The 25,576-nt window shown below is 66.1% G+C and carries 23 protein-coding genes; 15 read left to right on the top strand and 8 right to left on the bottom strand.

Features of this window, described 5'->3' with window-relative positions:
* Positions 1–156 precede the first annotated feature (156 nt).
* The 3 genes from QQL87_RS20630 to QQL87_RS20620 all read right to left on the bottom strand — a co-directional run bounded on the left by QQL87_RS20630 (position 157) and on the right by QQL87_RS20620 (position 3,955).
* The gene (locus QQL87_RS20630) at positions 157–1,683 is read right to left on the bottom strand and encodes an ABC transporter substrate-binding protein (protein WP_284418247.1); all 1,527 of its coding nucleotides are present in this window, start codon (positions 1,681–1,683) and stop codon (positions 157–159) included.
* A gap of 138 nt (positions 1,684–1,821) precedes the next feature.
* Positions 1,822–3,453, bottom strand: a complete 1,632-nt coding sequence (locus tag QQL87_RS20625) for an ABC transporter substrate-binding protein (protein ID WP_284418246.1) — start codon at positions 3,451–3,453, stop codon at positions 1,822–1,824.
* 46 nt (positions 3,454–3,499) lie between these two features.
* Complete coding sequence (locus QQL87_RS20620; RefSeq protein ID WP_284418245.1) at positions 3,500–3,955, bottom strand: hypothetical protein; 456 nt, start codon at positions 3,953–3,955, stop codon at positions 3,500–3,502.
* A 707-nt stretch (positions 3,956–4,662) separates the two neighbouring features.
* On the opposite strand from QQL87_RS20620, the gene minC reads away from it, so the two are divergent.
* The 4 genes from minC to QQL87_RS20600 are packed head-to-tail and all read left to right on the top strand — an operon-like array spanning position 4,663 to position 7,261.
* Positions 4,663–5,358 (top strand): septum site-determining protein MinC, encoded by a 696-nt coding sequence (minC, locus tag QQL87_RS20615; protein WP_284418244.1) that lies wholly within the window; start codon positions 4,663–4,665, stop codon positions 5,356–5,358.
* Between the two features lie 20 nt (positions 5,359–5,378).
* The gene (gene minD, locus QQL87_RS20610) at positions 5,379–6,194 is read left to right on the top strand and encodes a septum site-determining protein MinD (protein WP_284418243.1); all 816 of its coding nucleotides are present in this window, start codon (positions 5,379–5,381) and stop codon (positions 6,192–6,194) included.
* Positions 6,191–6,466 (top strand): cell division topological specificity factor MinE, encoded by a 276-nt coding sequence (minE, locus tag QQL87_RS20605; RefSeq protein WP_284418242.1) that lies wholly within the window; start codon positions 6,191–6,193, stop codon positions 6,464–6,466. Before minD ends, minE begins: the two co-directional genes overlap by 4 nt.
* A 3-nt stretch (positions 6,467–6,469) precedes the next feature.
* Positions 6,470–7,261 (top strand): thioesterase family protein, encoded by a 792-nt coding sequence (locus QQL87_RS20600; RefSeq protein ID WP_284418241.1) that lies wholly within the window; start codon positions 6,470–6,472, stop codon positions 7,259–7,261.
* 252 nt (positions 7,262–7,513) lie between these two features.
* Here the strand turns inward: QQL87_RS20600 and QQL87_RS20595 are convergent, their stop codons facing one another.
* A complete protein-coding gene (locus QQL87_RS20595) occupies positions 7,514–9,205 on the bottom strand; it encodes a methyl-accepting chemotaxis protein (protein ID WP_284418240.1) in 1,692 nt (563 codons plus the stop codon).
* Positions 9,206–9,452: 247 nt separating this feature from the next.
* On the opposite strand from QQL87_RS20595, the gene QQL87_RS20590 reads away from it, so the two are divergent.
* Both QQL87_RS20590 and QQL87_RS20585 read left to right on the top strand, forming a co-directional pair.
* On the top strand, positions 9,453–9,866 hold the full coding sequence (locus tag QQL87_RS20590; protein ID WP_284418239.1) for a DUF1801 domain-containing protein: 414 nt from the start codon (positions 9,453–9,455) through the stop codon (positions 9,864–9,866).
* Between the two features lie 428 nt (positions 9,867–10,294).
* Positions 10,295–11,926 carry a porin gene (locus QQL87_RS20585; protein ID WP_284418237.1) on the top strand — a complete coding sequence of 544 codons (1,632 nt, stop codon included), beginning with the start codon at positions 10,295–10,297 and terminating at the stop codon, positions 11,924–11,926.
* 175 nt (positions 11,927–12,101) lie between these two features.
* Here QQL87_RS20585 and QQL87_RS20580 read toward each other — a convergent pair whose 3' ends face one another.
* Positions 12,102–12,503: a hypothetical protein gene (locus QQL87_RS20580; RefSeq protein WP_284418235.1), complete on the bottom strand. Its 402-nt coding sequence runs from the start codon at positions 12,501–12,503 to the stop codon at positions 12,102–12,104.
* A 291-nt stretch (positions 12,504–12,794) separates the two neighbouring features.
* On the opposite strand from QQL87_RS20580, the gene QQL87_RS20575 reads away from it, so the two are divergent.
* Positions 12,795–13,874 (top strand): hypothetical protein, encoded by a 1,080-nt coding sequence (locus QQL87_RS20575; RefSeq protein ID WP_284418234.1) that lies wholly within the window; start codon positions 12,795–12,797, stop codon positions 13,872–13,874.
* Positions 13,875–14,005: 131 nt separating this feature from the next.
* Entirely contained in the window at positions 14,006–14,485 is a 480-nt protein-coding gene (locus QQL87_RS20570) for a DUF5680 domain-containing protein (RefSeq protein WP_284418233.1), read from the top strand.
* A 1,074-nt stretch (positions 14,486–15,559) separates the two neighbouring features.
* On the opposite strand, the gene QQL87_RS20565 is transcribed toward QQL87_RS20570, so the two are convergent.
* Positions 15,560–17,122: an AMP-binding protein gene (locus QQL87_RS20565; RefSeq protein WP_284418232.1), complete on the bottom strand. Its 1,563-nt coding sequence runs from the start codon at positions 17,120–17,122 to the stop codon at positions 15,560–15,562.
* A gap of 164 nt (positions 17,123–17,286) precedes the next feature.
* On the opposite strand from QQL87_RS20565, the gene QQL87_RS20560 reads away from it, so the two are divergent.
* From QQL87_RS20560 to QQL87_RS20545, 4 genes are all read left to right on the top strand, one after another.
* Positions 17,287–17,916, top strand: coding sequence for a hypothetical protein (locus QQL87_RS20560; protein WP_284418231.1), 630 nt, complete (start codon positions 17,287–17,289; stop codon positions 17,914–17,916).
* A gap of 55 nt (positions 17,917–17,971) precedes the next feature.
* Positions 17,972–18,952, top strand: coding sequence for an NAD(P)H-dependent flavin oxidoreductase (locus tag QQL87_RS20555; RefSeq protein ID WP_284418230.1), 981 nt, complete (start codon positions 17,972–17,974; stop codon positions 18,950–18,952).
* 87 nt (positions 18,953–19,039) lie between these two features.
* Positions 19,040–19,306: a hypothetical protein gene (locus QQL87_RS20550; RefSeq protein WP_284418229.1), complete on the top strand. Its 267-nt coding sequence runs from the start codon at positions 19,040–19,042 to the stop codon at positions 19,304–19,306.
* A gap of 181 nt (positions 19,307–19,487) precedes the next feature.
* Positions 19,488–20,126, top strand: coding sequence for a hypothetical protein (locus tag QQL87_RS20545; RefSeq protein ID WP_284418409.1), 639 nt, complete (start codon positions 19,488–19,490; stop codon positions 20,124–20,126).
* A gap of 77 nt (positions 20,127–20,203) precedes the next feature.
* Here the strand turns inward: QQL87_RS20545 and QQL87_RS20540 are convergent, their stop codons facing one another.
* Entirely contained in the window at positions 20,204–20,683 is a 480-nt protein-coding gene (locus QQL87_RS20540; RefSeq protein WP_284418228.1) for a hypothetical protein, read from the bottom strand.
* Positions 20,684–20,799: 116 nt separating this feature from the next.
* Positions 20,800–21,651: an SDR family oxidoreductase gene (locus tag QQL87_RS20535; RefSeq protein ID WP_284418227.1), complete on the bottom strand. Its 852-nt coding sequence runs from the start codon at positions 21,649–21,651 to the stop codon at positions 20,800–20,802.
* 199 nt (positions 21,652–21,850) lie between these two features.
* On the opposite strand from QQL87_RS20535, the gene QQL87_RS20530 reads away from it, so the two are divergent.
* The 3 genes from QQL87_RS20530 (at position 21,851) to QQL87_RS20520 (ending at position 25,562) form a co-directional block, all read left to right on the top strand.
* Positions 21,851–23,887: an NAD(+) synthase gene (locus QQL87_RS20530; protein ID WP_284418226.1), complete on the top strand. Its 2,037-nt coding sequence runs from the start codon at positions 21,851–21,853 to the stop codon at positions 23,885–23,887.
* 235 nt (positions 23,888–24,122) lie between these two features.
* A complete protein-coding gene (locus QQL87_RS20525; RefSeq protein ID WP_284418225.1) occupies positions 24,123–24,812 on the top strand; it encodes a substrate-binding domain-containing protein in 690 nt (229 codons plus the stop codon).
* 567 nt (positions 24,813–25,379) lie between these two features.
* On the top strand, positions 25,380–25,562 hold the full coding sequence (locus QQL87_RS20520; protein WP_284418224.1) for a hypothetical protein: 183 nt from the start codon (positions 25,380–25,382) through the stop codon (positions 25,560–25,562).
* Positions 25,563–25,576: the final 14 nt, after the last annotated feature.

The following is a 25,576-nucleotide window of genomic DNA, read 5'->3' as shown; positions in this document are numbered from 1 at the left end:
ACGGAGAAGACTTAAGACCGCCACCATGCACACACCAGCTTTTCCTAAGAGCATGACCATTTCGGTAACCCGGCACGCCTTTTTCCGATCATGCTTTAGAACTCGCTAAAGCGTCGCCTACAACCAGTTCTTTCCCCTCAGTCTTAGTCTCTTCGTCTATTCCAGTTCGATCGCCTGGTACGTGCCGTTCCCGTCGAGCGCGGTGCCCCAGATCTTGTGCGACGCCTGGTGCTCCGCGCGTCCAAAAGCAAGTTGGGCGCCAAGGCCGAGATCGAGGCTGCGCATCGATTCCAGCGTGTCGACGAGCCGCTCGGTGTCGAGCGGACTGGTCTGCTTCAGCGCCTGGATCAGGATCGTCGCCGCGATGTAGCCTTCGAGCGACGTGTAGTCCGGCTCTTCGCCGGGGGCATATTTCGCCAGGGCATTCTTGTAGTCGAGGACCAGGCTCGAATAGCCGGAAACGGCCGGAACGCCCTGCGTCACGATGACGCCGTTGGTGTATCGCGGACCGAGCAGCTTCAGCTCGGTCGCAAGCGAGGTCGATCCCACGGCGGACACGTTGGCATAGATCAGGCCTGGCACGGCGTCGTGCGTCTTCTCGATGAATTTGGCAGCTGCCCGGTCGGTCCCCACAATGATGATGGCCTTGAAGCCCGGCTTGTACGCCTTGACCTGGTTGACGGCCTCTTCCACGTCCATCGTGGCGCGCGGATAGTTGATGCGTATCACGGGGTCGGCGATGTTCAACTGCCGATAGGCCTTGGCGACGCCGGCGAAGCCGTCGTCGCCAAACGCGTCCTGCTGGGTCAGCACCGCGATCTGCTTGGGCGAGATGCGCTTCATCTTGACCAGATAGCGGACCAGTGCCGCGGTCTCCTCGGCGTAGCTCGCCCGGTAGTTGAAAACATAGCGATCCGGCGGGTCGTGCCGCACCACGGCGGCGCCTGAGTTCGGCGCGAAGTAGAGCGCGCGCCGCTCGAGCGCGTAAGGGATCGCGACCTGCGAGTTCGCGGTGCCGATGTTGCCGATGAAGCCGAACACCTGCTCCTTGTCGTAGAGGTGCGCCATCGCCCCGAGGGTGCGGTTGGGGTCATAGCCGTCGTCGGCGGCCACGAGCCGCAGCGCTCGCCCGTTGATGCCGCCGGCATCATTGGCGCGCGCGAAGGCGGCCTCGATGCCCTGCCTCATCTGGCGTCCGGTCTCCTTGCGGATGCCGGAGAACGGCAGGACCATGCCGAACCGGATCTCGCGATCGGTGACGCCGCGGACCGGCTCGGTGGTGACGGCGCCGGTCGTCGCCTCAGTCCTGGACGATGGGTTTGCGGCGGCTGCCGGCTGGCCGAGCGAGCGCTCCAGGTCCGTGAGCTGCCGCTCCGCAGCCGCGCAATTCGCCTGCGAGGCCCCCGTACGGCTACGGCCTTCGGCAATATAGCCGTTGAAGGTCCGCGTCAGCTGATCGCGCTCGCCGTCATTGCTGGAGGACTGCCGGATGGCTTCGCGGAATTTGTCGACGATGGTCTGGACGCGTCCTTGCGCGATGTCCGGGCAGGCCGAGGCCTGTCCCACGATCGGTCCCACCCTGCCGGCAAGATCCCTGACGACATCAGTTGCCGCCGCGAAAGCGGGGCTGATGGAAACCGAAACCAGGCTTCCCATGATCAATGCGGACCAATGAACGGTCATCAAACTATCTATCCGTTTGCTCTAAGAGCTGCTGCTCACCCTCACCGCTCTGCTATTCGTGGCATTTCGAATTAATGTCGGGTTTCTCTGCCGCTTTTTTGTCGTGGTAGTCCGTGCTGGTTTTTGGCCAGCGGTATTCTAGTCAAGCTCGATCGGCTGGAAGTTGCCGCTTTCGTCCAGCGCCGTGCCCCAGATCTTGTGCGAGGCCTGGTGTTCGGAGCGGCCGAAGCCGAGCTGGGCGCCAAGGCCGAGATCGAGGTCGCGCATGGTCTCGAGCGTCTCCACCAGCTGCTCGGTGTCGAAGCTGCGGCCGGCGCGCTTCAATCCCTCGATCAGCACGCTCGCCGAGATGTAGCCCTCGAGCGACATGTAGTCCGCCGCTTCGCCCGGGAAGTACTTCGCCAGCGCAGTCTTGTAGTCGAGCACGAGGCTGGAATAGCCCGACACGCCCGGCACCGTCTGGGTGACGATGACGCCGTCGGTGTAGCGCGGGCCGAGCAGCAGCAGCTCGCTCGCGAGCGCCGAGCCGCCCACCGCCGAGATGTTGGCGAAGATCGCGCCGGGAAACACGTCGTGCGCCTTCTCGATGAACTTGGCGGCGGCGCGCGTGGTCGCCAGCATGATCACGGCGCGGACCGGCGTCTTCAGCAGCCTGAGCTGGCTGATGGCGTCGTCGACCTCGATGCTGTTGCGCGGATAGTTGACGCGCACGATCGCGTTCTCGTTGGCGCCGAGCGTGCGGAAGGCCTTGGACACGCCGGCGAAGCCCGCATCGCCGAAGGCGTCGTTCTGCGCGAACACGACGATCTGGCGCGGCTGCAGCTTGCGGATCTTGACGAGATAGCGGACCAGCGCGTCGGTCTCCTCGGCGTAGCTCGGCCGGTAGTTGAAGACGTAGCGGTCCGGCGGATCGTGACGCACGACGTTGGCGCCGGTGTAGGGCGCGAAGAACAGCGCGCGGCGCTCCAGCGCGTAGGGGATCGCGACGGCCGCGGTGGCCGAGCCGAAATTGCAGACGAAGCCGAACACCTGGTCGTTGTCGTACAGCTGCTTCATCGCATCGAGCGTGCGCGACGGATCATAGCCGTCGTCGGCGGTGACGAGCTTCAGGGCGCGGCCGTTGACGCCGCCGGCCTCGTTGACGCGCCTGAAGGCGGCCTCGACGCCGATCTTCAGCTGCCGCCCGCTTTCCTTCACCGGCCCGCCATAGGGGATGACCATGCCGAACTTGATGTCGTTCTGCGTGATGCCGCGCGTCTCGACCGCGGGCGGCAGGACCTGCGCCGGCATCGTCGCGGCCACGGCGCTCGAAGGGGCGAGCGTCACGGCGGGGAGGCTGGATCGGGCCGCGGCCGGCGCGGCGATCGACTGTTCGAGATCGGCGAGCTGGCGCTCCGCGCTCGGGCAGTCGATCCGGCCTGAAGTCACCAGGCTGCGGCCGTCGGCGACGAAGCGGTCGAGCAGGCGGGTCAATTCGTCGCGGTCGGCCTCGCTGGCGGCGGCCTCGCGGATGACGAGCTGGAATTTCTCGATGATCGCCTGGATGCGCGGCCGGGCGATGTCGCGGCAGGCGAGCGCCGAGCCGATGATCGGTCCGACGCGGCTGCCGAGCTGGCGCGCCACGCTCACAGTTTCGCCGGGCGCGGCATAGGCCTCGCCGGACACGGCAAAGGCTCCGCTGGCCACGATGGTCCCGAGCAGCATGGCTGCGATACGGGCGTGTGCTAACGGACCGCGTGCTGCCGCTTTCTGCGGTAGGACGTCGATCATGATCGCCTTGTGCGAGCTGTTTGAGGGTCGGCTCAGGCGGAACGGATTAGCGAACCCGCTCCATCTGACCGGTCTTCTGGTTCCACTGCATGAACTGCTGCAGCATGGGCTTTTCGGGCGTGTCGGCGTCAGCCGCGGGGGCCTGCGCCTGCGCATCCGAGGCCAGCAGCGACTTGAACTGCGACAGGGCCGGGACCTGCGGCTCGGCGCGCTCCGGCAGCGAGCTGGTCTGGTCGGCCTTGGCGTCCTGCACATCGGCCGCGACCGGCGGCAGCGTCTTCATCGACTGCACGGCGGCGACGAAGGACGAGCTCGCATCGGGCTGGCGCCACACCGGTACGATGTTGACGAAGAACAGCGCGACGACGGCGGCGACGCCGGTGGCGGCTGCGAAGCGGCCGGCGATCTTGAACACGACCGAGCGGCGGTCACGCTCACGCTCGAACTCTGGGGGCTCGCGCATGACCTGCGGATTCAACGACTGACGGAGGGATTCGAACACGGCGGTCTCCAAACGAGCATCGAGCGGTCCTTGCTGTCCCGAAGCGGGACGCTCGGCCGCCTCCGCTGCCTTGGCGTTGTCACCGACGAGAGATAGACGTGCGGCTTCCGGTCGTTCACGCAGCCACCGCGGTGCATAGTGCAGCGGGTCCTGCGGGTTCATCGGATTCTGTTCACTCAACGAACTCATACGCTACTCCTCTGACGCTCAATTCCGGTCAACTGTTCGCTTCTGCCACGGTCGTATGAGAGCTATTTTCAAACGAAGGACGGGAGCTAGTCTGCCACTTCAGTTCACACGGAATCACTTGCAGAATCAGACGTTTCGCGTCGATCACCGATCGCACGCCGAAGGTCCCTTCCTGCCGGGCGCCGGGCCACGTTGACCGTGCCTTCAGCGCCTTGATTAATCCCATGCCCCGCCCCCCAACGAGTGTCAATTGATCGGAACCGCTTAAAGCCGTCGGCTCCGCATTATATGTACGTTAAAGTTATCATCATGATGTGATCGAAATGAGGCATGACGGGTCTTGACGCAGATGCTCAGGATTTGCGTCGTATTCGCGCCAATTTTCTGCCTTGATTCGATCATCATCGAAGGATGTCAGGCGGGCGGCTGTCGATTTTCGAGCAGCTTAGCCTCGATTTAACCATCCGTTAACCATCTGGCGCCGACAGTTAACCAATCACTAAGAAGGGTTGGGTCGGATGGTCATGAGTGCCAGCGCTGAAACGGTGCGTCCTGTTATTCGTCTGCGCGGGCGCTCCTACGTCGCCTTCGTGTTCTCGCCGGCGGTACCCATTGCCGACTGGCTCAGCGAGCTCGATGCGACGCTCAAAGGCTCGCCCGGCTTCTTCATCGGCAAGCCGATCGTGCTCGATCTCTCCGCGGTGGATCTGAGCCCGCTCGCCATCACCCATCTGATCAAGAGCATCGAGGCGCGCAACATCCGCGTGCTCGGCCTCGAAGGCGTCGAGCAGGGCCGTCTCTCGCTCGGCATGCCGCCGCTGCTGTCCGGCGGCCGCCACTGCGCGGTGCAGGAGATCGAGCCGGAGAAGCCGCAGCTGCAGCAGCCGACCTCGCTGCTGCTCGATCAGCCGGTGCGCTCCGGCCAATCCATCGTGTTTCCCGACGGCGACGTCACCGTGCTCGGCGCGGTGTCGTCGGGCGCCGAGATCGTCGCCGGCGGCTCCATCCATGTCTATGGCGCGCTGCGCGGCCGCGCCATGGCCGGCATCAACGGCAATTCGGCCGCACGCATCTATTGCCAGAAGATCGAGGCCGAGCTGGTCGCGATCGACGGCTACTACCAGACCGCCGAGCAGATCGACGATGCATTGCGCGGCCGGGCCGCACAGGCCCGGCTCGAAGGTCATTCCATGAAGATCGTTGCATTGAACTGAGTAGCAGGAGGATTCGTAAGATGGCGAAAGTACTTGTTGTGACGTCGGGCAAGGGTGGCGTCGGCAAGACCACCACCACGGCGGCGATGGGCGCGGCGCTGGCGCAGGCCGGCGAGAAGGTGGTGGTCGTCGATTTTGACGTCGGCCTGCGCAATCTCGATCTCGTGCTCGGCGCCGAGCGGCGCGTCGTGTTCGATCTCATCAACGTCGTGCACGGCGTCGCCAAGCTGCCGCAGGCCCTGATCCGCGACAAGCGGCTGGAGAATCTGTGGCTGCTGCCGGCCTCGCAGACCAAGGACAAGGATGCGCTGACCGAGGACGGCGTCGGCCGCGTCATCCACGAATTGCGCAAGACCTTCGACTGGGTGATCTGCGACAGCCCGGCCGGCATCGAGCGCGGCGCCATGCTGGCGATGCGCTATGCCGACGAGGCGATCATCGTCACCAACCCGGAAGTGTCGTCGGTGCGCGATTCCGACCGCATCATCGGCATGCTCGACTCCAAGACGGTGCGCGCCGAGAACGGCGAGCGCGTCGAGAAGCACATCCTGATCACCCGCTACGATGCCGGCCGCGCCGCGCGCGGCGAGATGCTGTCGATCGACGACGTGCTGGAGATCCTGGCGACGCCCTTGCTCGGCATCGTGCCGGAAAGCCAGGACGTGCTGCGCGCCTCCAATGTCGGCTGCCCCGTGACGCTCAACAGCCCGGCGAGCGCGCCGGCGCGGGCCTATCACGACGCGATGCGCCGCCTGCTCGGCGAGGAGGTCGAGATGCAGATCCCTGTCGAGCGCAAGGGCCTGATGAACCTGCTCTTGGGACGGAGGGCTGCATGAGCGTGCTGCGGCTCTTTACGGGGCGAACAGCCTCGGCGCCGGTCGCGCGGGAGCGGCTGCAGATCCTGCTCGCGCATGAGCGCAGCCTGCGTGGCCAGCCCGATCTCCTCATGCAGCTGCGCGAGGAAATCCTCGCCGTGGTTTCGCGCCACGTGGTACTCGATCCGGACAAGGTCATCGTCCGCATGGACCGGGGGAAGCATGTCTCGACGCTCGAGGTCGACATCGAACTGCCGAGCGGCGCCGACCGCGCCTTTGCCAGCGCCGGCTAGGGCATGGCGAAGCGTGCGCTGATGCGGCCGATCTTCCGCGTCACGGACGACCAGGTCGTCGTCAGTCCCGATGCCGCGGGTCCCTGGGACCCGACGATGCAGCACGGTTCCGCGCCGTCGGCGCTGGCGGTGTGGGCGGCGGAACGCATCGCGACCAAGTCGCCGATGCGCATCGCCCGCGTCACCATCGACCTGATGCGGCCGGTGCCGCTCGCCCCGCTCGCCGTCGAGACCGAGGTGCTGCGCGAGGGCCGCAAGATTCAGCTCTGCGCCGTGCGCCTGCGCGCCGGCGACACCGTGGTGGTGACCGCGACCGTGCTGAAGATCAGGCAGGATGCAGTGCCGCTGCCGGATGATATCCGTCAGCTGCCGGTCGATCTCGCCGGACCAGACGACGCCCAGCCCGAGCCGGCTGATTTCTCCACCAGCCCGTTCGTGCGCGGCATGACGCTCCGCGCCGCGCGCGGACGCTTCGGCGTCAAGGGGCCGGGCGCGATCTGGTACCGCGTCGACTGGCCGCTGGTCGAAGGCGAGGCGGTGTCACAGGCGATGCGCGCCGTCGTCGCCAGCGACTTCTGCAACGGCACCTCGGCCGCGCTCGACTTTCACAGCTACACCTTTCTCAACGCCGACCTCACCGTGAACATGGCCCGCGAGCCGGTCGGCGACTGGATCCTGCTCGACGCCGAAAGCTGGATCGGCCCGGACGGCGCCGGCCTCGCAATGGCGCGGCTCGGTGATGCCAGGGGCTATTTCGGCCGCGTGGTGCAGAGCCTCGTGATCGAGAAGCGATGAGGGAGAGACGGTGCTCTCCCCCTCCCCCTTGCGGGGAGGGGTCGGGGGTGGGGGGCTCCGAATTCCGCTGTGAGTTGTGTAACGCGGAGTCAAGAGCCCACGCGAGGCAGTCGCTGTAGTGCCTTTGAGGTATCGAGGCACGCACGACGTTCAGCGTCCGGAGACCCCCACCCCCAACCCCTCCCCGCAAGGGGGAGGGGAGTGGAGCCGTCATCGCGATTCGAGCGGGGCGGCAACTAATAATAGCGTTCCTTACGCCGCCCGCACCGTATTCAGGAACCGTCCCACCTCCAGCCTCAGCCGGTTGCTGTCCTGCGACAGCGATTGCGCCGCCGACAGCACTTGCGACGACGCCGAGCCGGTCTCGCTGGCGCTGTGCTGCACGTCGGTGATGTTGGACGACACCTCATGCGTTCCCTGCGCCGCCTGCTGGATGTTGCGCGAGATCTCCTGCGTCGCGGCGCCCTGCTCTTCGACCGCCGCGGCAATCGTCGATGAAATCTCCGACAGCTTCTCGATCGTGCCGCTGATCTCGCGGATCGCGCCGACGGAGTCGTTGGTCGCCGCCTGGATGCCGGCGATCTGCTGGCCGATCTCGCCGGTCGCCTTTGCGGTCTGCTCAGCCAATGCCTTGACCTCGGTGGCGACGACCGCAAAGCCGCGGCCGGCCTCGCCCGCGCGCGCCGCCTCGATCGTGGCGTTCAAGGCGAGCAGATTGGTTTGCCCGGCGATGGTGTTGATCAGCTCGACGACATCGCCGATCCGCGCCGCCGCCTTCGACAGCTCACTGACGCGGTCGTTGGTCTTGCGCGCCTGCTCGACCGCCTCGTTCGCCATCCGCGCCGACTCCTGCACCTGGCGGCTGATCTCGGTCACCGACGAGCTCAGCTCCTCCGTCGCGGACGCGACCGACTGCACGTTGGCGGTCGCCTGCTCGGAAGCCGCGGCGACGGTCGTGGTCCGCTGCTGCGTGCGTTCTGCCGTCGAGGTCAGGGTCGAGGCCGAAGCCTCCAACTCGGTCGAGGCCGAAGAAACGGTCTCGATGATCTCCCCGACCGCGCCTTCGAAGCTGTTGGCCAGCTCGTGCATGTCGCGCTTGCGGCGTTCAACGGCAAGCTTCTCCGTCTCCGCCTGCTCGGCGCGCAGCCGCTCGGTCTCGATCGCGTTGTCCTTGAACACCAGCACGGCGCTCGCCATCCTGCCGATCTCGTCCTTGCGCGCGGTGCCGGGGATGTGTGCGGACATGTCGCCGCCGGCGAGCCTGCGCATCGCCTCGGTCATCGCCGTGATCGGACGCGATACGCCGGACACGATCATGCTGCCCATCGCTATGCAGAGTGCGGCAGCGAGCGCGATGGTCGCCAGGATCCATGAGCGGGATGATTGATAGACTGCGGCGCCCTTGTCGGCCTCCGCCTTGCCCTGCTCGACATTCCAGGCGAGGTCCTGCTCGAGCGCCTTGCGCGCCTTGCCGAATTCCTCACGCAGCCGGCCCATGAACAGGGCCGTTGCGGCCTCGGTCTGGTTCTTCCGTGACAGCTCGAGCAGCTGCTTGCTGTCCTCGAGATACGTGGCCCAGGGGCCCTTGAACGCGGCCACCAGCGCCTTCTCCTGCGCCGTTGTCACCGTCGGCTCGTAGAGCCGCCATGTCGCCTCCAGCTGCTGCAGGGTCTCGTCGATCAGCTTCTGCTGCTCGTTCTTCTGCTCGGCCGTCGTCGCCAGCAGGAATTGGCCCTGCCGGGCGCGATACTGCTCCACCGCTTTGGAAATGCTGCCGAGCCAGCCGGTCGCCGGCAGCCAATTGTCGCGAACCTCGGCGGCCGAGCCGTTGACGTTGGACAGACGATCGATCGAGAAGCCGCCGAGCCCCATCGCGGTGATCAGCACGATGCCAAAGGCAAGCAGCACCTTGTTGCGAATGGACAGGTTGGAAAAGGACGGCATCTGCGACTCCGGCTTCGATCGTTCCAGGGATTGAGTGCAGCCGGCTCGAGGTGTGCGCGTTGCTGCAAATGGACGGGCGTACCGAGCGCTCGACGGTGAGGCATCGTGGTATACGCGTGCGGCTGATTTGGCCGGTGAGTTATAAACATTGCTCTAAACTTGAGCAGACCAGGCTGACCGTATAAATACGGCACGCTGCGAACTACACGCAGATGGAACGACAAGCAGGTGATGGGAAATCAGCGTGATGGCGAAACCCGCGAGGACTACGAACGTCGAGAAGGGGAGCCCGTCTGCGTCGGACCTGATCGAGGCCCGGATCGCGGAGCTCGGTGATTGGCGCGGCACCAGGCTCAGCTTCGTCCGCGATCTCATCAAACAGGCCGATTCCGACATCGTCGAGGAATGGAAGTGGCGCGGCGTACCCGTGTGGTCGCATGCCGGCATCATCTGCACCGGCGAGACCTACAAGGCCGTGGTGAAGCTGACCTTCGCCAAGGGCGCCTCGCTTCCTGATCCGTCGGGCCTGTTCAACGCCAGCCTCGACGGCAACACCCGCCGCGCCATCGACATTCACGAGGGCGACGAGATCGACGAGGCCGCATTCAAGGCCCTGATCCGCGCCGCGGTCGCGCTGAACACGTCGAAGGGCAAGAAGTAGGTAGGAAGTAGGGCGGCGGCAATCGCACGGCGCCTGCGGCACGTCTGCACGCGGGAAGCGGAGGTGGCCCGGTCCAGTGCGCACCTGTTCATGCGTCACGCGCAATCGGCGCCGGCTGCGAGGGGCAGCGAATCGATCCCGATGATCTGATCTCTCCTCCAGAAGCTGGCTTCGCCGCAAACCTCACGTCGTACACCCGCAGGCTGCAATCGTGCACGGTCCTGGCCGATTCCGAGATGCTGCGCCGCAGCTTAGGCAATGTGCCAGATTGCCGCAGGGCGTCGTTTGTCTCTGAATGTGGCAAATTTAGCGCAGTTGCCACCTTATCGCCTTCCCTGAGTTACACAGCCATTGTCTCTGGCATTTTGCATACCTTAGCCTCTGGCGGTCCCGCGAACTTAGACAGGCGGGCTCGAAGGGGGATGCCAATGAGGAACGCCTATCTGCTGGGCACGGCCGCTGCTGCCCTGTGTGCGACGATGCTGACTCACCCGCTGCAAGCTGCGACGCTCGACGACGTCGTTGCGCGCCTCGATGCGCTGGAGCGGAACAATGCCAAACTGGCGCACGAGAATGCGCAACTGCGCGATCGCATCAACCACATGTCCGGCCCGAAGGCGGCGGCCGGCGAGGTTGCGCCGGCCGCGTCCAAGGGGAATCCGGTGCAGCACGCCGCCGTGGCGCCATCGCCCGCGCCGTCTGCGCCGGAGCATGCCGTGGTCTCGATCGGCGGCGCTCCGCTCTACAGCAAGGCGCCGGGCGGCAATTCCTTCGTCGACAACACCACGGTCACACTCTACGGCCATGTCGATCTGTCCGGCGACGTGTTCAATCCAAACGTGTTCGACCAGGGGACCAAGTTCGGCGTCTCCAGCAACCTGACCTATTTCGGCGTCCGCGCGCGCCACAATCTCGAGCCCTATGGCCTTCCCGGGTGGGCGGCGGTCGCGCAATTCGAAACGCTGGTGGAGGTCGCGGCGACCCCGACCGAGCGCGCCGCCATCGGCACGCGCGACAGCTTCATCGGCATGGAGAGTCCATGGGGTGCGATCAAGGCCGGTAAGGCCGACACGCCCTACAAGCGGGCGACAGCGAAGTACGATCCGTTCTCGGCGACGCTCGGCGACTACAACTCGATCATGGGCAACACCGGCGGCGATCTGCGTGCCGAGTTCGATTGGCGCGCGCCGCATGCGATCTGGTACGAGTCGCCGGTCTGGAATGGACTCCAGGCTGCCGTGATGGTCTCGCCGGGCCAGAACACCGCGCGCGACAACAGCAACTACGCGTATGGCGATTTCAACTGCCCCGGCACCTCGGCGCGCGGCAGCGGCAGCAGCTTCCCGCTGACCTCGGCGCCCGAGGGCTGCACCGACGGATCCTACGGCAATCTCTACAGCGCGTCGCTGACCTACAACCATGGGCCGTTCACGGCCGTTGCCGCCTATGAGCTGCACGAGGGAACCAACAGGGCCGGCGACGAAGCGGTGACGGCGCTGAGCAATGGCGGCGTCCTGATCGTGCCGCCGGGAGCTGTCGGAATCGCCAACGAATGGGCGGCGAAGGTCGGCGCCGGCTACAAGCTCAACGACACGATCGGCACCTTGCAGCTATACGGCATCTACGAAATCATGCGCCGCGAGCATACGGTCGCCGCATTCAACGAGCGCTCCCGCGACGGCTACTTCCTCAGCGCGACCCAGACCGTCGGCCAATGGGACGTCAGCGCCTCATGGGCCCACGCCAATGCCTCGCCCGGCTCGCCGGGCACAGGCATTCTCAACACCTATACGGTGACCCCGCCCAATGGCACCGCGGACTTCGCACTCAACACGCTGGACAGCACCGCCGACATGTATGCGGCCGGCGTGAAGTACCATTTCAGCCCGTTCGTGAGCTGGTACTTGGTCGGCTCCTACCTGCGCAACGGCGCCGGCGCGCATTACTGCCTCGGCGTCAGCGGTCACGGCTATGGCGTCTGCGGCCGCGATGCCAACAACAACGTGGTCGCCGGCAACAAGATCGAGGCGGTCACCACCGGCATGACGTTCGACTTCTGAGCGCTCGAGAGGAAGACGATGCGGAAGGGGAGCCTGCAGGCTCCCCTTGTTCCATCGAGGTTGATCCAGCCGCCTGCTCGGATTGAGGCGCAGCTGCCTCACAAGAGCGCTTGCGGCGGTCAATGGTGGGGCATGTCTGAGAGACCCCGACCACAGGATCGGCCGCAAGCATCAGTCAGTCGACGTCGAACCACTCGACGATCGTTTCGCGGTTCGGCGAGACGCCAAAGCGAGCCCGCTTGTATCGAGCGCATGCGCGGTCGGCTTTCAGGCGATCGCCGATGGCAATCTTCAGCGCCTCATGTCGCTCGCGGTCGCCGGGCAGGGCGGGATGCGTGTCAAGCGCGACCTCGCCGCGCTTGAACGCCGTTTCCCAGCGCAGCCAGATGTCCCAGTCTTCGAGGATGAGAGCGAAGAGTTGCTCATCGACAGGCGAGACGAAATAGGTGTCGCCATATTCCTCCGTGCTATGGTTGAATTCCGCCTCGTAGATGTGCGGAACGCCGTCGACATCCGCCAACCCGAGGCGGGGCCCGTCGTAGTAGTCGTTGACAGTATAGACGCGTTGCCAGGCCATCGGCCCCTTCGTTCAAGGTCGAGTGCCCACGCTCAGTTGCGCAGGAACGCGAAACAGGATAGAGAGCCCCATCCAAATTTCAACGCAGGAGGCGACGATGTCCAGACTCACGCGCTTCCCGGGCTCACTGCGCGATCATTGACGCAGCTGCCGGGATGATCGTCCCGGTTACGATTTGACACTCTCACATCTCACCGAACCGCTCGCGGCCTTCATGGCCTGCGCTTGAACAGTCGTGTCATGACATCCAATCTCCTTCTGACTCCCCGCCGGGAGCCGGAGCGTTCCGATATGCGTGAACGCCGGCTGCGGCGCTATGCGTCCCGCTACCAATCCCGCGTGCGCGAATGCGCGATGCGCCATCCCCATCTCGCCGACCTCGCTTTGAGCTTTCCGGCCCTCCTGTTTGCGCTCGCGGTGCCGCGCCGACATGTCGATCCGGAACCGGCGATCGCCTGCGTGATCGCCGGACGTCCGCTTGCGGCGGCTGCGACATCCGCCGGCATTCCGATGTGGCTGCGCAAGCTGCCGCCGGAGGCGTTCGTGCAGCCGATCGTTCCCCTGCCGGACGGCGAACTGTTCCGCCGCCAGATCGCCAATCACCTGCCGCGCTCGCCGAAGCTGATGCCGCGCTGGCTGCAGCTCGTCGCCGACATGGCGGCGATTGCGCACGACGCCGCTTCTGTCTGGATCGCCCGCGAGTCCTTGCGCGCGCCGCGGGCGCAGAGCCTCGATCGTATTCGTCTCGTCGGTCTCTGGATCTGGTTTTCGGGGCAGGCTGGGGGTTACGGCCGCGAACTCGTCGAGCAGCCTTGGACGCCGGACATGAACCTCGACACCGCACTCGCCGCCGCCTCGGCGTGGAGGACCGTCGTCACTCTGCATGCCGAACTCGCCAGCGGTTCGGTCCATGACACCTGGGTCAGTCCGGGCCGGGTTGGAGATTACGAATTCCGTCCGCTGAACGACATCGCCGCCATCGCCGACGAGTCGGTCGCCATGCGCAATTGCGTTCGAAGCTATGGCTACAAGCTGTCCCATCACGCGTCGCGACTATGGAGTGTCCGTTGCGGCGGTGAACGGGTCGCGACATTGGAGGTCGCCGTGCGTCGGGGCGACCCTCTGCTGAATGTCGTCCAGCTCAAGGGCCCGGGCAACGCACCCGTGTCGCGCGAGCTGTGGTGGGCTTCGCGCCGATGGCTGCACATGAACGACCTGCTCCACATCGAGACCGGCTTCATCAATTGGGATAAAGCGCCCTTGAGTGTGGTCACCTGGCGAACGCTGTGGCGGCCCTATTGGCTCGCCAAGCGCCGTATCCCGGACTGGCTCCCGCTCGCGCCGTCGCGCCGCGCGCTGCATGTGCTGTGAGATCGTGGATCACGTCTGTCGCCCAGCCTTGCATGTCGTATGATGAGTCCGGTTTGGCGAGGCGCACCAACGGACGGCCGGAGGCCATCCGATCAGCGTGTGGTGCCGCAAGCTCAGGAGGGGACAAGACGATGACGATCGACCTCGACGAACTAGCGGCTTTTCTCGTCGAAGCCAAGAAGCGCACCTATGCCGGCCTCGACGATGACGCGAGCGTGGCCTCACCTTTGCTCGAGGGATCGAAGCAGCTCGACTACCAAGCCGGGCGGTTTGCCTATCGGGATATCTATTTCGGCATGGGATATTTCGTCGGTCAGGAAACGGTGTCGAGGGAGACGAGGGTCATATGGTCGATGTCGTACCATGGAGGCATTCGCCCGGACCTGTCGGACAGGGGCTTGATCGTTGCGGTCTATGCCTTTCTCCGGAAGGCGCTTCTCCGAGTCGATGTCGATCGTCCCTATCGTGGGCCAGCGTCGTTTGCCGTCGATGACCTGAGCTACCGCAACGAGAGCGAGGGCGATCTCGCCCGCTTCGTCGGCGCTGAGACGGTCTTCCAGTCCGGCCGTGTCGTCTATGATCTCCGCTACGGGGGCGGCTTGCTGAAGTAATACGGCGCATGATGGGGCTGACGGCTGCGGTGAGGTGATTTGGCCGACGGGCACGGTTTTGCTCACAACGGAGACCTCGCGGCGTACATCGCTCGGCAAACATGCGTGCGCCGGAATGCGAAATTCGATTGTCGTTTCAAGCTGATTTGGCCTGTCCAGATGATCCGTGAAAAATGTTCCTATTTGAATTTTCAGAAATCGATGCTTATCCTCTCCCCATCCCGCCTCACTGACGAGGGGCGCTTCGCGAACGTCACGATGCGTTGAGGTGGGATGCGGTGGCCGCGATGGGGCGCAGCGTGCTCAGAGCATGCCGACGTACGCCACGTCGCGGACGTTGAAGTCGCAGGGTCCTGGCCTCCCGACGCTGAGGTCAAGTTTCGCGAGCATGCCCAGCGGGCAGCTAGCGGGACGACGGTGGCAAACGAGCCGGTCGCCGGGGAGACTGCGTATAATTCGTAAAGCCGTCGCGCAGGGAGGGCCGGGTTTCCGGCCGAACCTGTGGTTCTGCCGCGTGCTTTTTTGCTGCACGCGGACCGCAGGCCTCGGTCGAGGCCTGGCCTTCCCTGCACCCTCCGTTGGTTGGAGGGGACGAATTCAACAACACTCGGGCGCAGATGCGCCGCGAGGCAGCAATGTCACGTCTGCAAGGGGGCAACGCTTCAGTGTTGTTTGGAGACAGCGGAACGCGGTGGCGAGTCTCGCGCCACACAAAGAGTGTCGTCCCGGCGAACGCCGGGACCCATAACCACAGGCCGATGTTCGAGGCACGCGGGTCGATCCACCTGCGCTCACGACGTCGCCCTGTGGTTATGGATCCCGGGTCGCGCTTCGCTTGCCCGGGACGACAGCGGAGTGCGGGAGCTACGAGCGGAGTTCACGCAATCGCTTTTTGGGAGCGGCGTGAGAGAGCCTTTGCTCGATCATGAATCGCCACGGGCGTGTGAGCCGTGTCTTTGGTTCTTCGTCATTGCGAGCGAAGCGAAGCAATCCAGGGTCGCGCATGCCGCTCTGGATTGCTTTGGCGCAAGGGCGCCTCGCAATGACGAGGAGGTGAGGCCGTACGCCGTGGAGCTATCCCACCATCCGTCCGCGTCCTTCCCAATAGCGTGCGCGCAGCACCTTCTTGTCGATCTTGCCGACGCCGGTCATCGGCAGCTCCTTGACGAACTCGATGCGCTTGGGCGCATGTGCCGAGCCCTTGCGCGCCTTCACCAGCTCGATCAGTTCGGCGGCATTCGGCTCTGCGCCGGCGCGCGGCACGACGATCGCGGTGACCGCCTCGCCCCATTTGTCGTCGGGCACGCCGACCACGGCGCACATCGCCACATCAGCATGCTGGGTCAGCACATCCTCGATCTCGCGCGGAAAAATGTTGAAGCCGCCGGAGACGATCATGTCCTTCTTGCGGTCGAGGATGTACAAATAGCCGCGCTCGTCGCGGCGGGCGATGTCGCCGGTGTGCAGCCAGCCGTTCTTCAGGGTCTCGGCCGTTGTCTCTGGCCGTTTCCAATATTCCGTCATGACATGCGGCGCGCGCACGCAGATCTCGCCGGCTTCGCCCTGTGCGACCTCCTGATCATCGTCATCGAGGATCTTGACATCGCAGGCCGCGATCGGAAAGCCGCACGACAGGAACAGCTCCGGCTGCTTCGGATCATGATCGGCCTTGCGCAGCACCGAGACCGGATAGCACTCGGTCTGGCCGTAGAGCTGCGAGAACACCGGGCCGATGCGCTCGATGCCTTCGACCAGCTGCGTCGGCGACATTGCGGACGCGCCATACAGCACGAGCTCGAGCGAGGAGAGGTCGGTCTTGGCCAGCGCGGGGTGATCGAGCAGCACGTAGATCATGGTCGGCACGAACAGCGTGAAGTTGATGCGCTCGCGTTCGATGGTCTTGAGCACGGCTTCGGGGTCGAATCCCCTGAGCATGTGCACGGTGCCGCCGCGCATCAAGGTCGGCAGCACCTTGGTGCCGGCGACATGGCTGATCGGCGCCACCGTCAGATAGCGGGCCTGCTCCGGGATCTCGAAATCGGCCAGGATCGCGGTGGCGAAGCCGCCATATTCACGATGATGGCGCAGCGCGCCTTTCGATTTTCCGGTGGTGCCGCCGGTGTAGTTCAAGGTCGCGATGTCATCGGGAGTGGCGAAATTGCGTGCGCTGGCATAGCCGGCCTGTTCGATCGCGACAAGCAGGTCGGCGCCGTAGTCCGCCGGCCCAAGCGTGAAGACGTGACGCACGCCGTCGGCGCGGGAGGCCAGCTCGCCGCCGCGATCGCGGAACGCCGCGGCGTCGACGACCAGCACCTGCGACTCCGAATCCGACAGCTGGAACAGCTGGTCGTCGAGCGATCCCAGCGGATGCAGCCAGGTGATGGCGAGCCGCGACAACTGCGCCGCCATGCCGGCGCACCACGAATCGGCGCGGTTGGCGGTGAGGAACGCGACCCGTGTTCCCGGCGGCAGGGCGAGGCGCATGAACACGCTCTGCATGCGCCCGATCAGGTCGATGGCGCCCTGGTAGGACAAGGAACCGCCTGGCCAGCTGAACGCGGTGCGCTGCGGATGGCGCGACAGCGTCAGGAGGGTCTGCTCGCAGACGACCGGAAATGAATGGAGCTGATGGCTCATGCGATGTCCTCCCGGGATGCCCCTGATCGTTGTCGACGTCGCGGGGCTTGGAACGAAGGCTAGCAGAATGCCGGTCGCGCTCAACCCGGCGCGAGAGCTATTGCCCGCGAGCCGGAACATCGTCGCGTGCGGGACGTTGCCGCCCTATCATGAGGAGCATGGCCATGCGCAATTCGACGGCTTTTTTCACGGGGGCTGGGACGGTTGCGATCGCCGTCGCGGCGGGGTTGGGCGGCGGACTGCTGATGGGCGAGAGCATGCATCCGAAGACGCCCGCGATGGAGACGACACGGGTCGAGCGCCGTGCGACCGATGCACCGTCGCCGAGCCCGGCCGCGACGTCCTATCTGGCCGCCACTCAGGCGGCTGCGACGGCGCCGATCAAGGTGACGCCGGCGACGACAGATACGGTGGCGCCACCGCCGTCGGCCGGCAACGCCTCGCCGCAGGCCGCGGCAGCGCCCGCGACGACGGCGCCTCCCGCTTCATCCGACACTCAGGCCGGGGTGCCCGACAATGCGCAGGCAAAGGCGCAGCAGGGCACGACTCAGGAGAAGGCCCAAGAGAAGGCTCAGGAGGTCGATCTCAAGACGCGCGAGACCGAGCGAAAGCGTGTCGTCGAACAGCGCCGCGCCGAGCGGCATCGGCAGGTTGCGGAGCGCCGCCGGCAGCGCCGCGAGCAGGATCTGCGGGCCGTCGAGCAGGCGGTGCGCGAGGATTCGACGCCGCGGGCCTATGCGGCGCAGCCGGTCGACATGGCCACGCCGCGCTTCAGCTTCTTCGGCGACAATTGATCGCCCGCGCCGCTGTCGGTATCCCTGATCCAAACAAGCGATCAGGGAGAGACACGTGGCGCAACTGAACAGCCTCACCGGCCTGCGGGCGCGGCTGCGACTGCCGCTGATCGCGGCGCCGATGTTTCTGGTGTCGGGGATCGAGCTGGTGAGCGCCGCCTGCGCAAGCGGCGTGATCGGAGCCTTTCCCACGGTGAACTGCCGAACGCCCGACGAGCTCGACGCCTGGCTGCGCGAGATCGCCGAACGCCGCGCCCGCGCGTCAGATGCCGGCGGCGTGGCCGCCGCGCCGGTCTGCCCCAACCTGATCGTGCACCGCTCCAACGCCCGCCTCCAGGACGATCTCGCGGTGCTGCTGCGCCACCGGCCGGAGCTCGTCATTACCTCGGTCGGTTCGCCCGAGGCGGTGGTCGCACCGCTGCATGATTCGGGGGCGCTGGTGTTCGCCGACGTCGCCTCGATCCGCCATGCCGAGCGCGCCGCCGAGGCTGGCGCCGATGGTCTCATTCTGCTCACGGCCGGTGCCGGTGGGCAGACCGGCTGGCTCAACCCGTTCGCTTTCGTCCGCGCAGTCAGACGTTTCTTCGCCGGGCCCATCGTGCTCGCCGGCGGCATCAGCGATGGCGTGAGCTTGCGCGCCGCGGAAGTGCTGGGCTGCGATCTCGCCTACATGGGCACCAGGTTCATCGCCACGCAGGAGAGCATGGCCGATCCGCGCTACAAGGCGATGCTGGTGACAAGCTCCGCCGATGACATCCTGCTGACCTCAGCCTTCACCGGCCTGCCGACCAGCATGCTCAGGCCGTCGATCGTGGCGGCGGAGCTCGACCCGGAGGCGCTGACGGCGCGTGGGGCGATCGAGATCGGCAAGGATATCGATGTCGGGGCGCGCGAGGCGCGGCCGACGCGGTGGCGCGACATCTGGAGCGCGGGTCATGCGACGTCGGGGGTGACGGACATTCCGTCGGTGGCAGACCTGATCGCGCGAACGGCAGACGAGTACGACCACGCCAGCGATCCGCGAGGGGCTTCCTGACGATGCGGCAGGCGGTGTGTGTCCTTAAGGCACCATTAACCATCCCGTCCCACAATCCGCCGGGTTTGAACGTGGCGGAATGGCGCGATGAGCATCGAGTTGGGGCAGGGCAAGGAACGGGCGACGCTCGAGGAGATCCGCATCCGGGTCGGGCATGCCCTGCAGCGTCATCCGCTGTGTCGCAACGTCCAGTTCGACATCATGAGCGTGCCGCGCACCGCCCGCGGCGGCAACTGGACCATCAGCCTGCGTTCGGTGGAACCGGCCGCCCTTTGGGAGGCGTCCGACATCATCGCCGACATCCAGGCGGCCTACGACCTGCAGATCCCCGCGGAGCTGTCTTCCGCGGCATGAAAAAATATCCGCCATCTTCACAGGGCAGAATGGTGGCTCACGTGTTTCTGTGGCATCGTAAAGCCTTAATTAACTCCCACTTTTCGGCAAAGTGCGGTGTTTCCGCCGGGATACGGAGATTTGCGTGACGAAGTCGATCGCTTTTGTCGCTTTGCTGGGTGTTCTGGTCGCCGTAAGCGCCGTGACCAGCGTCCTGATGCGGGACAGCGTTCCGTCGGCGGGTGCGATGATGCCGGCAGTGGTGGCGAAGAGCCCGGTGTCGAACCGTGAAGCCAAGGGTGACCGCCTCGCCATGGTCACACTTGCGGCCGCCGAGGTGCAGCAGCCGAGCGGGCCGACCAAGGGGGCTCTGCGCCAGGCCTATGCCTATGCGCCGTCCGAGCCGGAGCTGGCCAAGGAGGCCAGCCGGAATTCGGCCGCGGCGATCGTGGCGTCCGAGCCGATCCTGCCGAAGTCCAAGATCCTGGCCCGGAGCGAGCCGCCGGCGGCACCATTGAAGCCCGAGGTGCAGAAGGCCTATTCGCTGCTGTCGGATACCCAGATCGCGGGCATCAAGGAGCGGCTGCGGCTGTCGGCGAACCAGGAATATTATTGGCCGGCGGTGGAGAGCGCGCTGCGCGCCGTCGCCCGCAAGATCCACACCGCCCGCCAGGCGGCCGCCAAGCCGGGCGCGGTGACGATCGATCCGGAGTCCGACGAGGTGCAGCAGCTCAAATCGGCGGCCATGCCGCTGTTGTGGCAGCTGCGCGACGACCAGAAGGATGAGGTGCGGCGGCTCGCGCGCACCATCGGCCTCGACAAAGTGGCGGCCGCGATCTGATTGCGGCGACCTCAGCTGGTCCTCAAATGAAAAGGCCGCGCGATGCGCGGCCTTCGTGGTTTCTGGGTGGTGCTTTTTTACCGGGCCGGCGGATTGGCCTCCGGATGGCCGCCGCTCTCGGGGCCGGCGCCGGCCGGTGACGACGCAGGCGCGGTGCGGAGGTCGGGACCGGGGCGTGCCGGTTGCGTCATGGTCGGCGCCTCCGGCGGGGTGATCGCCGCTCCGGCGCCGACGGTGGTGCCGCGATCGGTGTTGCTCGGCGCGGTCGTGGCCGGCGTCGGCTTGCTGCCGCCGGCGAAGCGCGTCGCACCGCCGCTCTGATAGCCGGCGACCAGCAGGCCGCCGACGATCAGGCCGAGCACGACCAGGCCGCCGAGCTCGGGCAGCGCGCCGGACGGCGCCATGCCGCGGCCGCGGCCGTCGCCTTGGAGCGCGACCGCCGCGATCTCGCGGTTGTGCCGCGAGCGCAGGAAGGCCAGGAAGGCGCCGGACGCGATCACGATCGCGGCGGCAAGCGTGAAGAACATGAGCCAGCTGATGGGTTGATCACCTTGCATGTCGAACATCCTTGTGTGAGCGGTGCGCGACGTCGGCTCACGTCAGGCCCGCATGACAGTTTCTGTTCGTGGCAATCGCCGGTAGCAGGAAAGGTTTCTGTCGCGTGCTGAAAATCTCAGCGCCCTTCGCCCGCCGCCCACAGCGCGTCCAGCCCGGCGCGATAGGTGGGGTAGGCGAAGACGAGGCCGAGCTCCTGCTTGGCGCGGATGTTCCGGATGCGCCGGTTGCTGGCGTAGAAGCTCTTGGCCATCGGCGACAGCTCCGCGCTGTCGAACGGCAGCTCTGGCGGCGGCGGGACGCCCATCAGGCTGGCGGCGTAGGCGATGACGTCCTGTGGCGGCGCGGGCTCGTCGTCGACGATGTTCCAGGCGCCGCCTCGGTCGCGCCGGATCGCGCCCAGGATGGCGGCGGCGGCGTCGTCGACATGGATGCGGTTGAACACCTGGCCCGGCTTGACGATGCGGCGCGCCCGCCCCGCCCGCAGCTCGACCAGGGCATTGCGGCCGGGACCGTAGATGCCGCCGAGCCGGAGCACCGTCAGCCGGTCGCCGATCCGTCCGCGCCAGTCGTCCTCGACGCGGACCCGCGCCTGGACGCGGTCGTGCTCCGGCGCCAGCGGCGTGTCCTCGTCGATCCAGGCGCCCTGATGGTCGCCATAGACGCCGACCGTCGAGAGATAGACCACGCGCCGCGCACGGCCCATCGTGATCGCCTCACCGAAGGCCGTCAGCGACGGATCCTCGCCGCTCCCGGGCGGGACCGAGATCAGCACGACATCCGCCGCGGCGGCCTTGGCCAGCGTATCGGCCGCGGCGGACGTGCCGTCGAACACGGCGACGTCGGCCGGCGCCAGCCGCGCGCGCTTGTCGGCGCTGCGCACCGTGCCGGTGATGCGCGCGAAGGCGCGACCATGCAGGTCGACGAAGCGCTGGGCGGTGTAGCCGAGGCCGATGACGAAGAGGTTCATGCGTGTAATGGACGGGTCGTGCGCGGGGTTAGGAATCCGAGTTACCCGGCCTTGCCTCGCCGATGCAAATCAAATGATCCCCGGCCGGCAATCTGCCGGCCGAGCGCTGCTGAATTGGTGATCCTGACCCGCCGCCCTTGGTCTGGCTCCCGTCATCCTCCATATCGTATGATCGAGCGACAGGAGATGGACTGCCACGATGACCTTCCATTCGATCTACCGGCACGGTTTTGCCCGCGTCGCAGCCTGCGTCACGGCCTCCAGCGTCGCCAATCCCACCGTCAACGCGGCGGCGATCCTGGCGGCGGCGCGCGCCTGCCACGACCAGGGCGCGGCGGTCGCGGTGTTTCCGGAGCTGTGCCTGTCCGGCTATGCCATCGAGGACCTCGTCAAGCAGGATCCGCTGCTCGATGCCGTCCAGCGCGGGCTGCTGACCTTGGTCGAAGCATCGCACGATCTGATGCCGGTGCTGGTCGTCGGCGCGCCGCTGCGCTTCTCCCATCGCATCTACAATTGCGCCGTCGTGATCCATCGCGGCGAGGTGCTCGGCGTGGTGCCGAAGATCTATCTTCCGACCTATCGCGAGTTTTACGAAGGCCGCCACTTCGCCTCCGGCGCCGGCATTCGCGGCGAGATGATCGAGGTCGCGGAGACCATGGCGCCGTTCGGCACGGACCTGTTGTTCGCCGCCGCCGACGTCGCCGGCCTCGTCATTGGCGTCGAGGTCTGCGAGGACATGTGGGTCCCGGTCACGCCGGCCTCCCAGCTCGCGCTGGCCGGCGCCACCGTGCTCGCCAATCTCTCGGGAAGTCCGATCACGGTCGGCCGCGCGGAGTCTCGCTCGCTGCTCTGTCGTTCGACCTCGGCGCGCTGCCTTGCCGCCTATATCTACGCGGCCGCCGGTGTCGGCGAATCCACCACCGATCTCGCCTGGGACGGCCAGACCTCGATCTTCGAGAACGGCGTGCTGCTCGCCGAGAGCGAGCGCTTCCGCCAGACCGGCCAGACGATCTTCGCCGACATCGATCTGGATCTGTTGCGCCAGGAGCGGGCGCTGATGGGCACGTTCGACGACAATGCGCGCGCGCAGGCCTCCGGCGTGCACTGGCGCCGCATCGGCTTCGAGCTGCAGCCGACCGCCGACGACATCGGCTTCATGCGCAATGTCGAGCGTTTTCCGTTCGTGCCGAGCGATGCCACGCGGCTCGATCATGACTGCTACGAGGCCTACAATATCCAGGTCGCCGGCCTGACGCAGCGGCTGCGCGCCACCGGGACCAAGCGCATCGTGATCGGCGTTTCCGGCGGCCTTGATTCCACGCATGCGCTGATCGTCGCGGCCAAGGCCATGGACCTGCTCGGCCTGCCCAGAACCAACATCCTGGCCTATACGATGCCGGGCTTCGCGACGGGTGCACAGAGCAAGTCCTATGCGCATGCGCTGATGAAGGCGCTCGAGGTCAGCGCCGCCGAGCTCGACATCCGCCCTGCCGCCACGCAGATGCTGAAGGACATCGGCCATCCGTTCGGGCGCGGCGAAGCGATTTACGACATCACCTTCGAGAACGTGCAGGCGGGGCTGCGCACCGACTATCTGTTCCGGCTCGCCAACGACCGCGGCGGGATCGTGCTCGGCACCGGTGATCTCTCCGAGCTCGCGCTGGGCTGGTGCACCTATGGCGTCGGCGATCAGATGTCGCACTACAACGTCAATTCAGGCGTGCCGAAGACGCTGATCCAGCATCTCATCCGCTGGGTCATCGCCTCGCATCAGTTCTCGGCCGACGTCGACCGCACGCTTGAGGCGGTGCTGTCAGCCGAGATCTCGCCGGAGCTGGTGCCGGTGAAGGAGGGCGAGACGCCGCAGAGCACGGAAGCCGCAATCGGCCCTTACGAGCTGCAGGACTTCAATCTGTTCTACACGCTGCGCTACGGCATGCGTCCGTCGAAGATCGCCTTCATGGCGCATCACGCCTGGAAGGATGCGGGCGAGGGCGCCTGGCCGCCGCACTTCCCGGCCGACAAGCGGCATGCCTACGCGCTCGCCGACATACGCAAGTGGCTGGAGGTGTTCCTCAAGCGCTTCTTCGCCTTCAGCCAGTTCAAGCGCTCGGCGATGCCGAACGGGCCGAAGGTCGTGGCCGGCGGCGCATTGTCGCCGCGCGGCGACTGGCGCGCGCCCTCGGACGGCAACGCCGCGGCATGGCTGGAGGACCTGGAAAGCGTGCCGAAGTGAGAGCTGCTCGCGGGACTGAGTTGTTGCGGCATGTTCACGGTGGACCGCGTTGCAACACGGGCAGTGCGCTCCCTCTCCCCGTGAAGAACAGGGAAAGGGAGAGGCAGCGCAGCGGCGCTCGCCGCGAGGCCGTCGCATCCCGCCATCTTGCTCCGCCGTCCCGCTTGCAATATCCGGAGAGGCGCCGCGGCTTGTCTCGCGCGGAGCTGCAATCGTCCTTCAAACGGAGCCCATCATGAGCGTGACCGCCGCAGGCATTTCCTCGATGGCGACGAGGCAGATCCTCGCCCAGCTGGCTGCCGCCTATGAGGAGGCGACCGGAGAGGTGATCACGATCGAATCCGTCGGCGGCGTCGATGCGGCCAAGCGCATCCGTGCCGGCGAGGCGTTCGACTTCGCCGTGCTCGCCTCCGACGCGCTGCAGAAGCTCGAGGCCGACGGCCATCTCGTGCCCGGCAGCATCATCGAGATCGCGGAATCGCCGATGGCGATGGCGGTGCGCACCGGCAGCGCAAAGCCTGATCCGCTCGACGAGGCCGCCGTGCGCAAGACGATGGAGAGCGCCAAGGCAATCGGCATCTCCACGGGCCCGAGCGGCACGCATGTGCAGACGCTGGCGCGCGACTGGGGTCTGGAGAGCGAGGGCGCCTCGCGCCTGGTCCAGGCCCGGCCCGGCATTCCCGTCGCAAAACTGCTCGCCGACGGCGAGGTCGAGGTCGGATTTCAGCAGCTCAGCGAGATGCTGGGCGCGCCCGGCATCGATATCGTGGGTCTGCTGCCGCCGTCGCTGCAGCCCGGCACGGTGTTCGCCGCCGCCCTGTGCAAGGCCGCCGCGCATCCCGACGCGGCGCAGGCCTTCATCGCCTACCTCGTCTCCGAGGAGACCGCCGACACCAAGCGCCAGCACGGCATGACGCCGGTGTGAGGCCGCGCCACCGCAGATGATTTGATGCGTTATCCGCACCCACGGCTCCAAATCCGCCGCGCGAGGGCGGATCTCGTGGCGAGGTAGAGACAGGTTCATCGATGCGTCGCTGGCCGTCTCCTCGGTCATCGCCTTGTTGATGGCGGCTGGATCGCACAAGGTCAGCAACGCGACAGCGTTGCGGAACCGGTCGGCCTTCACGGCGCATCTGCCGGAGAACTCTCGCCAGCGGCTCGAACACGTGGCCGGATAATGCCGCCACGTCCCCATGACATAGCCGGACAGCTATCGAGGGTTTCGGCGAACCAGGCCGGCCCTGCGGCTCATCTCCTGGTTTGTTGACCGAGTTCCGCAAGCCCGGACCGGATGGGAGCGCGTCACGAGAGGCGCCCCGCTGGCGAGCCTCGGCGAAAAATGCGCCGGCATCACCGACGGCTGTTTCCGGCCTCACACTTATCTCACGCGACAACGCCAGGACGGCGAACGAAGATCGTCGCAGGCTAACCCTGCCAAGTAGCCTGACAAGGACGGAAGGAACATCGACAACCAAAAGACACGGAGCTTTTCATGAACACGATCATCATCCCCGCGGTGGCTCTGACGGCATTGGCCGTGGTCACGACCAACAATGTGGCCGCGCCTGTGGCGCATCACAACGAGGCTCTCGCCGCGCACGGCACGGCATCTTCCGGCCCAAAACCGATCGTCCTCGCGCAAACTGGTTGCAGCAGCCGGAGCGGCTGCAGGTGAACCCGCGATAATCC

Origin of the sequence: Bradyrhizobium sp. SSBR45G, from assembly GCF_030159255.1 — a bacterium.
Classification (GTDB): Bacteria; Pseudomonadota; Alphaproteobacteria; order Rhizobiales; family Xanthobacteraceae; genus Bradyrhizobium.
Note: the sequence above shows the minus strand (reverse complement) of the source record. Positions and strands in the feature narration are given on the sequence as shown.

Coding starts and splice junctions, on each gene's coding strand:
- QQL87_RS20565 (WP_284418232.1), bottom strand. CDS start 17,122: ATGAGCCATCAGCTCCATTCATTTCCGGTCGTCTGCGAGCAGACCCTC.
- QQL87_RS20580 (WP_284418235.1), bottom strand. CDS start 12,503: ATGGCCTGGCAACGCGTCTATACTGTCAACGACTACTACGACGGGCCC.
- QQL87_RS20530 (WP_284418226.1), top strand. CDS start 21,851: ATGACCTTCCATTCGATCTACCGGCACGGTTTTGCCCGCGTCGCAGCC.
- minC (WP_284418244.1), top strand. CDS start 4,663: ATGGTCATGAGTGCCAGCGCTGAAACGGTGCGTCCTGTTATTCGTCTG.
- QQL87_RS20585 (WP_284418237.1), top strand. CDS start 10,295: ATGAGGAACGCCTATCTGCTGGGCACGGCCGCTGCTGCCCTGTGTGCG.
- QQL87_RS20630 (WP_284418247.1), bottom strand. CDS start 1,683: ATGACCGTTCATTGGTCCGCATTGATCATGGGAAGCCTGGTTTCGGTT.
- QQL87_RS20595 (WP_284418240.1), bottom strand. CDS start 9,205: ATGCCGTCCTTTTCCAACCTGTCCATTCGCAACAAGGTGCTGCTTGCC.
- QQL87_RS20575 (WP_284418234.1), top strand. CDS start 12,795: ATGCGTGAACGCCGGCTGCGGCGCTATGCGTCCCGCTACCAATCCCGC.
- QQL87_RS20570 (WP_284418233.1), top strand. CDS start 14,006: ATGACGATCGACCTCGACGAACTAGCGGCTTTTCTCGTCGAAGCCAAG.
- QQL87_RS20560 (WP_284418231.1), top strand. CDS start 17,287: ATGCGCAATTCGACGGCTTTTTTCACGGGGGCTGGGACGGTTGCGATC.
- QQL87_RS20550 (WP_284418229.1), top strand. CDS start 19,040: ATGAGCATCGAGTTGGGGCAGGGCAAGGAACGGGCGACGCTCGAGGAG.
- QQL87_RS20535 (WP_284418227.1), bottom strand. CDS start 21,651: ATGAACCTCTTCGTCATCGGCCTCGGCTACACCGCCCAGCGCTTCGTC.
- QQL87_RS20540 (WP_284418228.1), bottom strand. CDS start 20,683: ATGCAAGGTGATCAACCCATCAGCTGGCTCATGTTCTTCACGCTTGCC.
- QQL87_RS20590 (WP_284418239.1), top strand. CDS start 9,453: ATGGCGAAACCCGCGAGGACTACGAACGTCGAGAAGGGGAGCCCGTCT.
- QQL87_RS20600 (WP_284418241.1), top strand. CDS start 6,470: ATGGCGAAGCGTGCGCTGATGCGGCCGATCTTCCGCGTCACGGACGAC.
- QQL87_RS20520 (WP_284418224.1), top strand. CDS start 25,380: ATGAACACGATCATCATCCCCGCGGTGGCTCTGACGGCATTGGCCGTG.
- minD (WP_284418243.1), top strand. CDS start 5,379: ATGGCGAAAGTACTTGTTGTGACGTCGGGCAAGGGTGGCGTCGGCAAG.
- QQL87_RS20625 (WP_284418246.1), bottom strand. CDS start 3,453: ATGATCGACGTCCTACCGCAGAAAGCGGCAGCACGCGGTCCGTTAGCA.
- minE (WP_284418242.1), top strand. CDS start 6,191: ATGAGCGTGCTGCGGCTCTTTACGGGGCGAACAGCCTCGGCGCCGGTC.
- QQL87_RS20525 (WP_284418225.1), top strand. CDS start 24,123: ATGAGCGTGACCGCCGCAGGCATTTCCTCGATGGCGACGAGGCAGATC.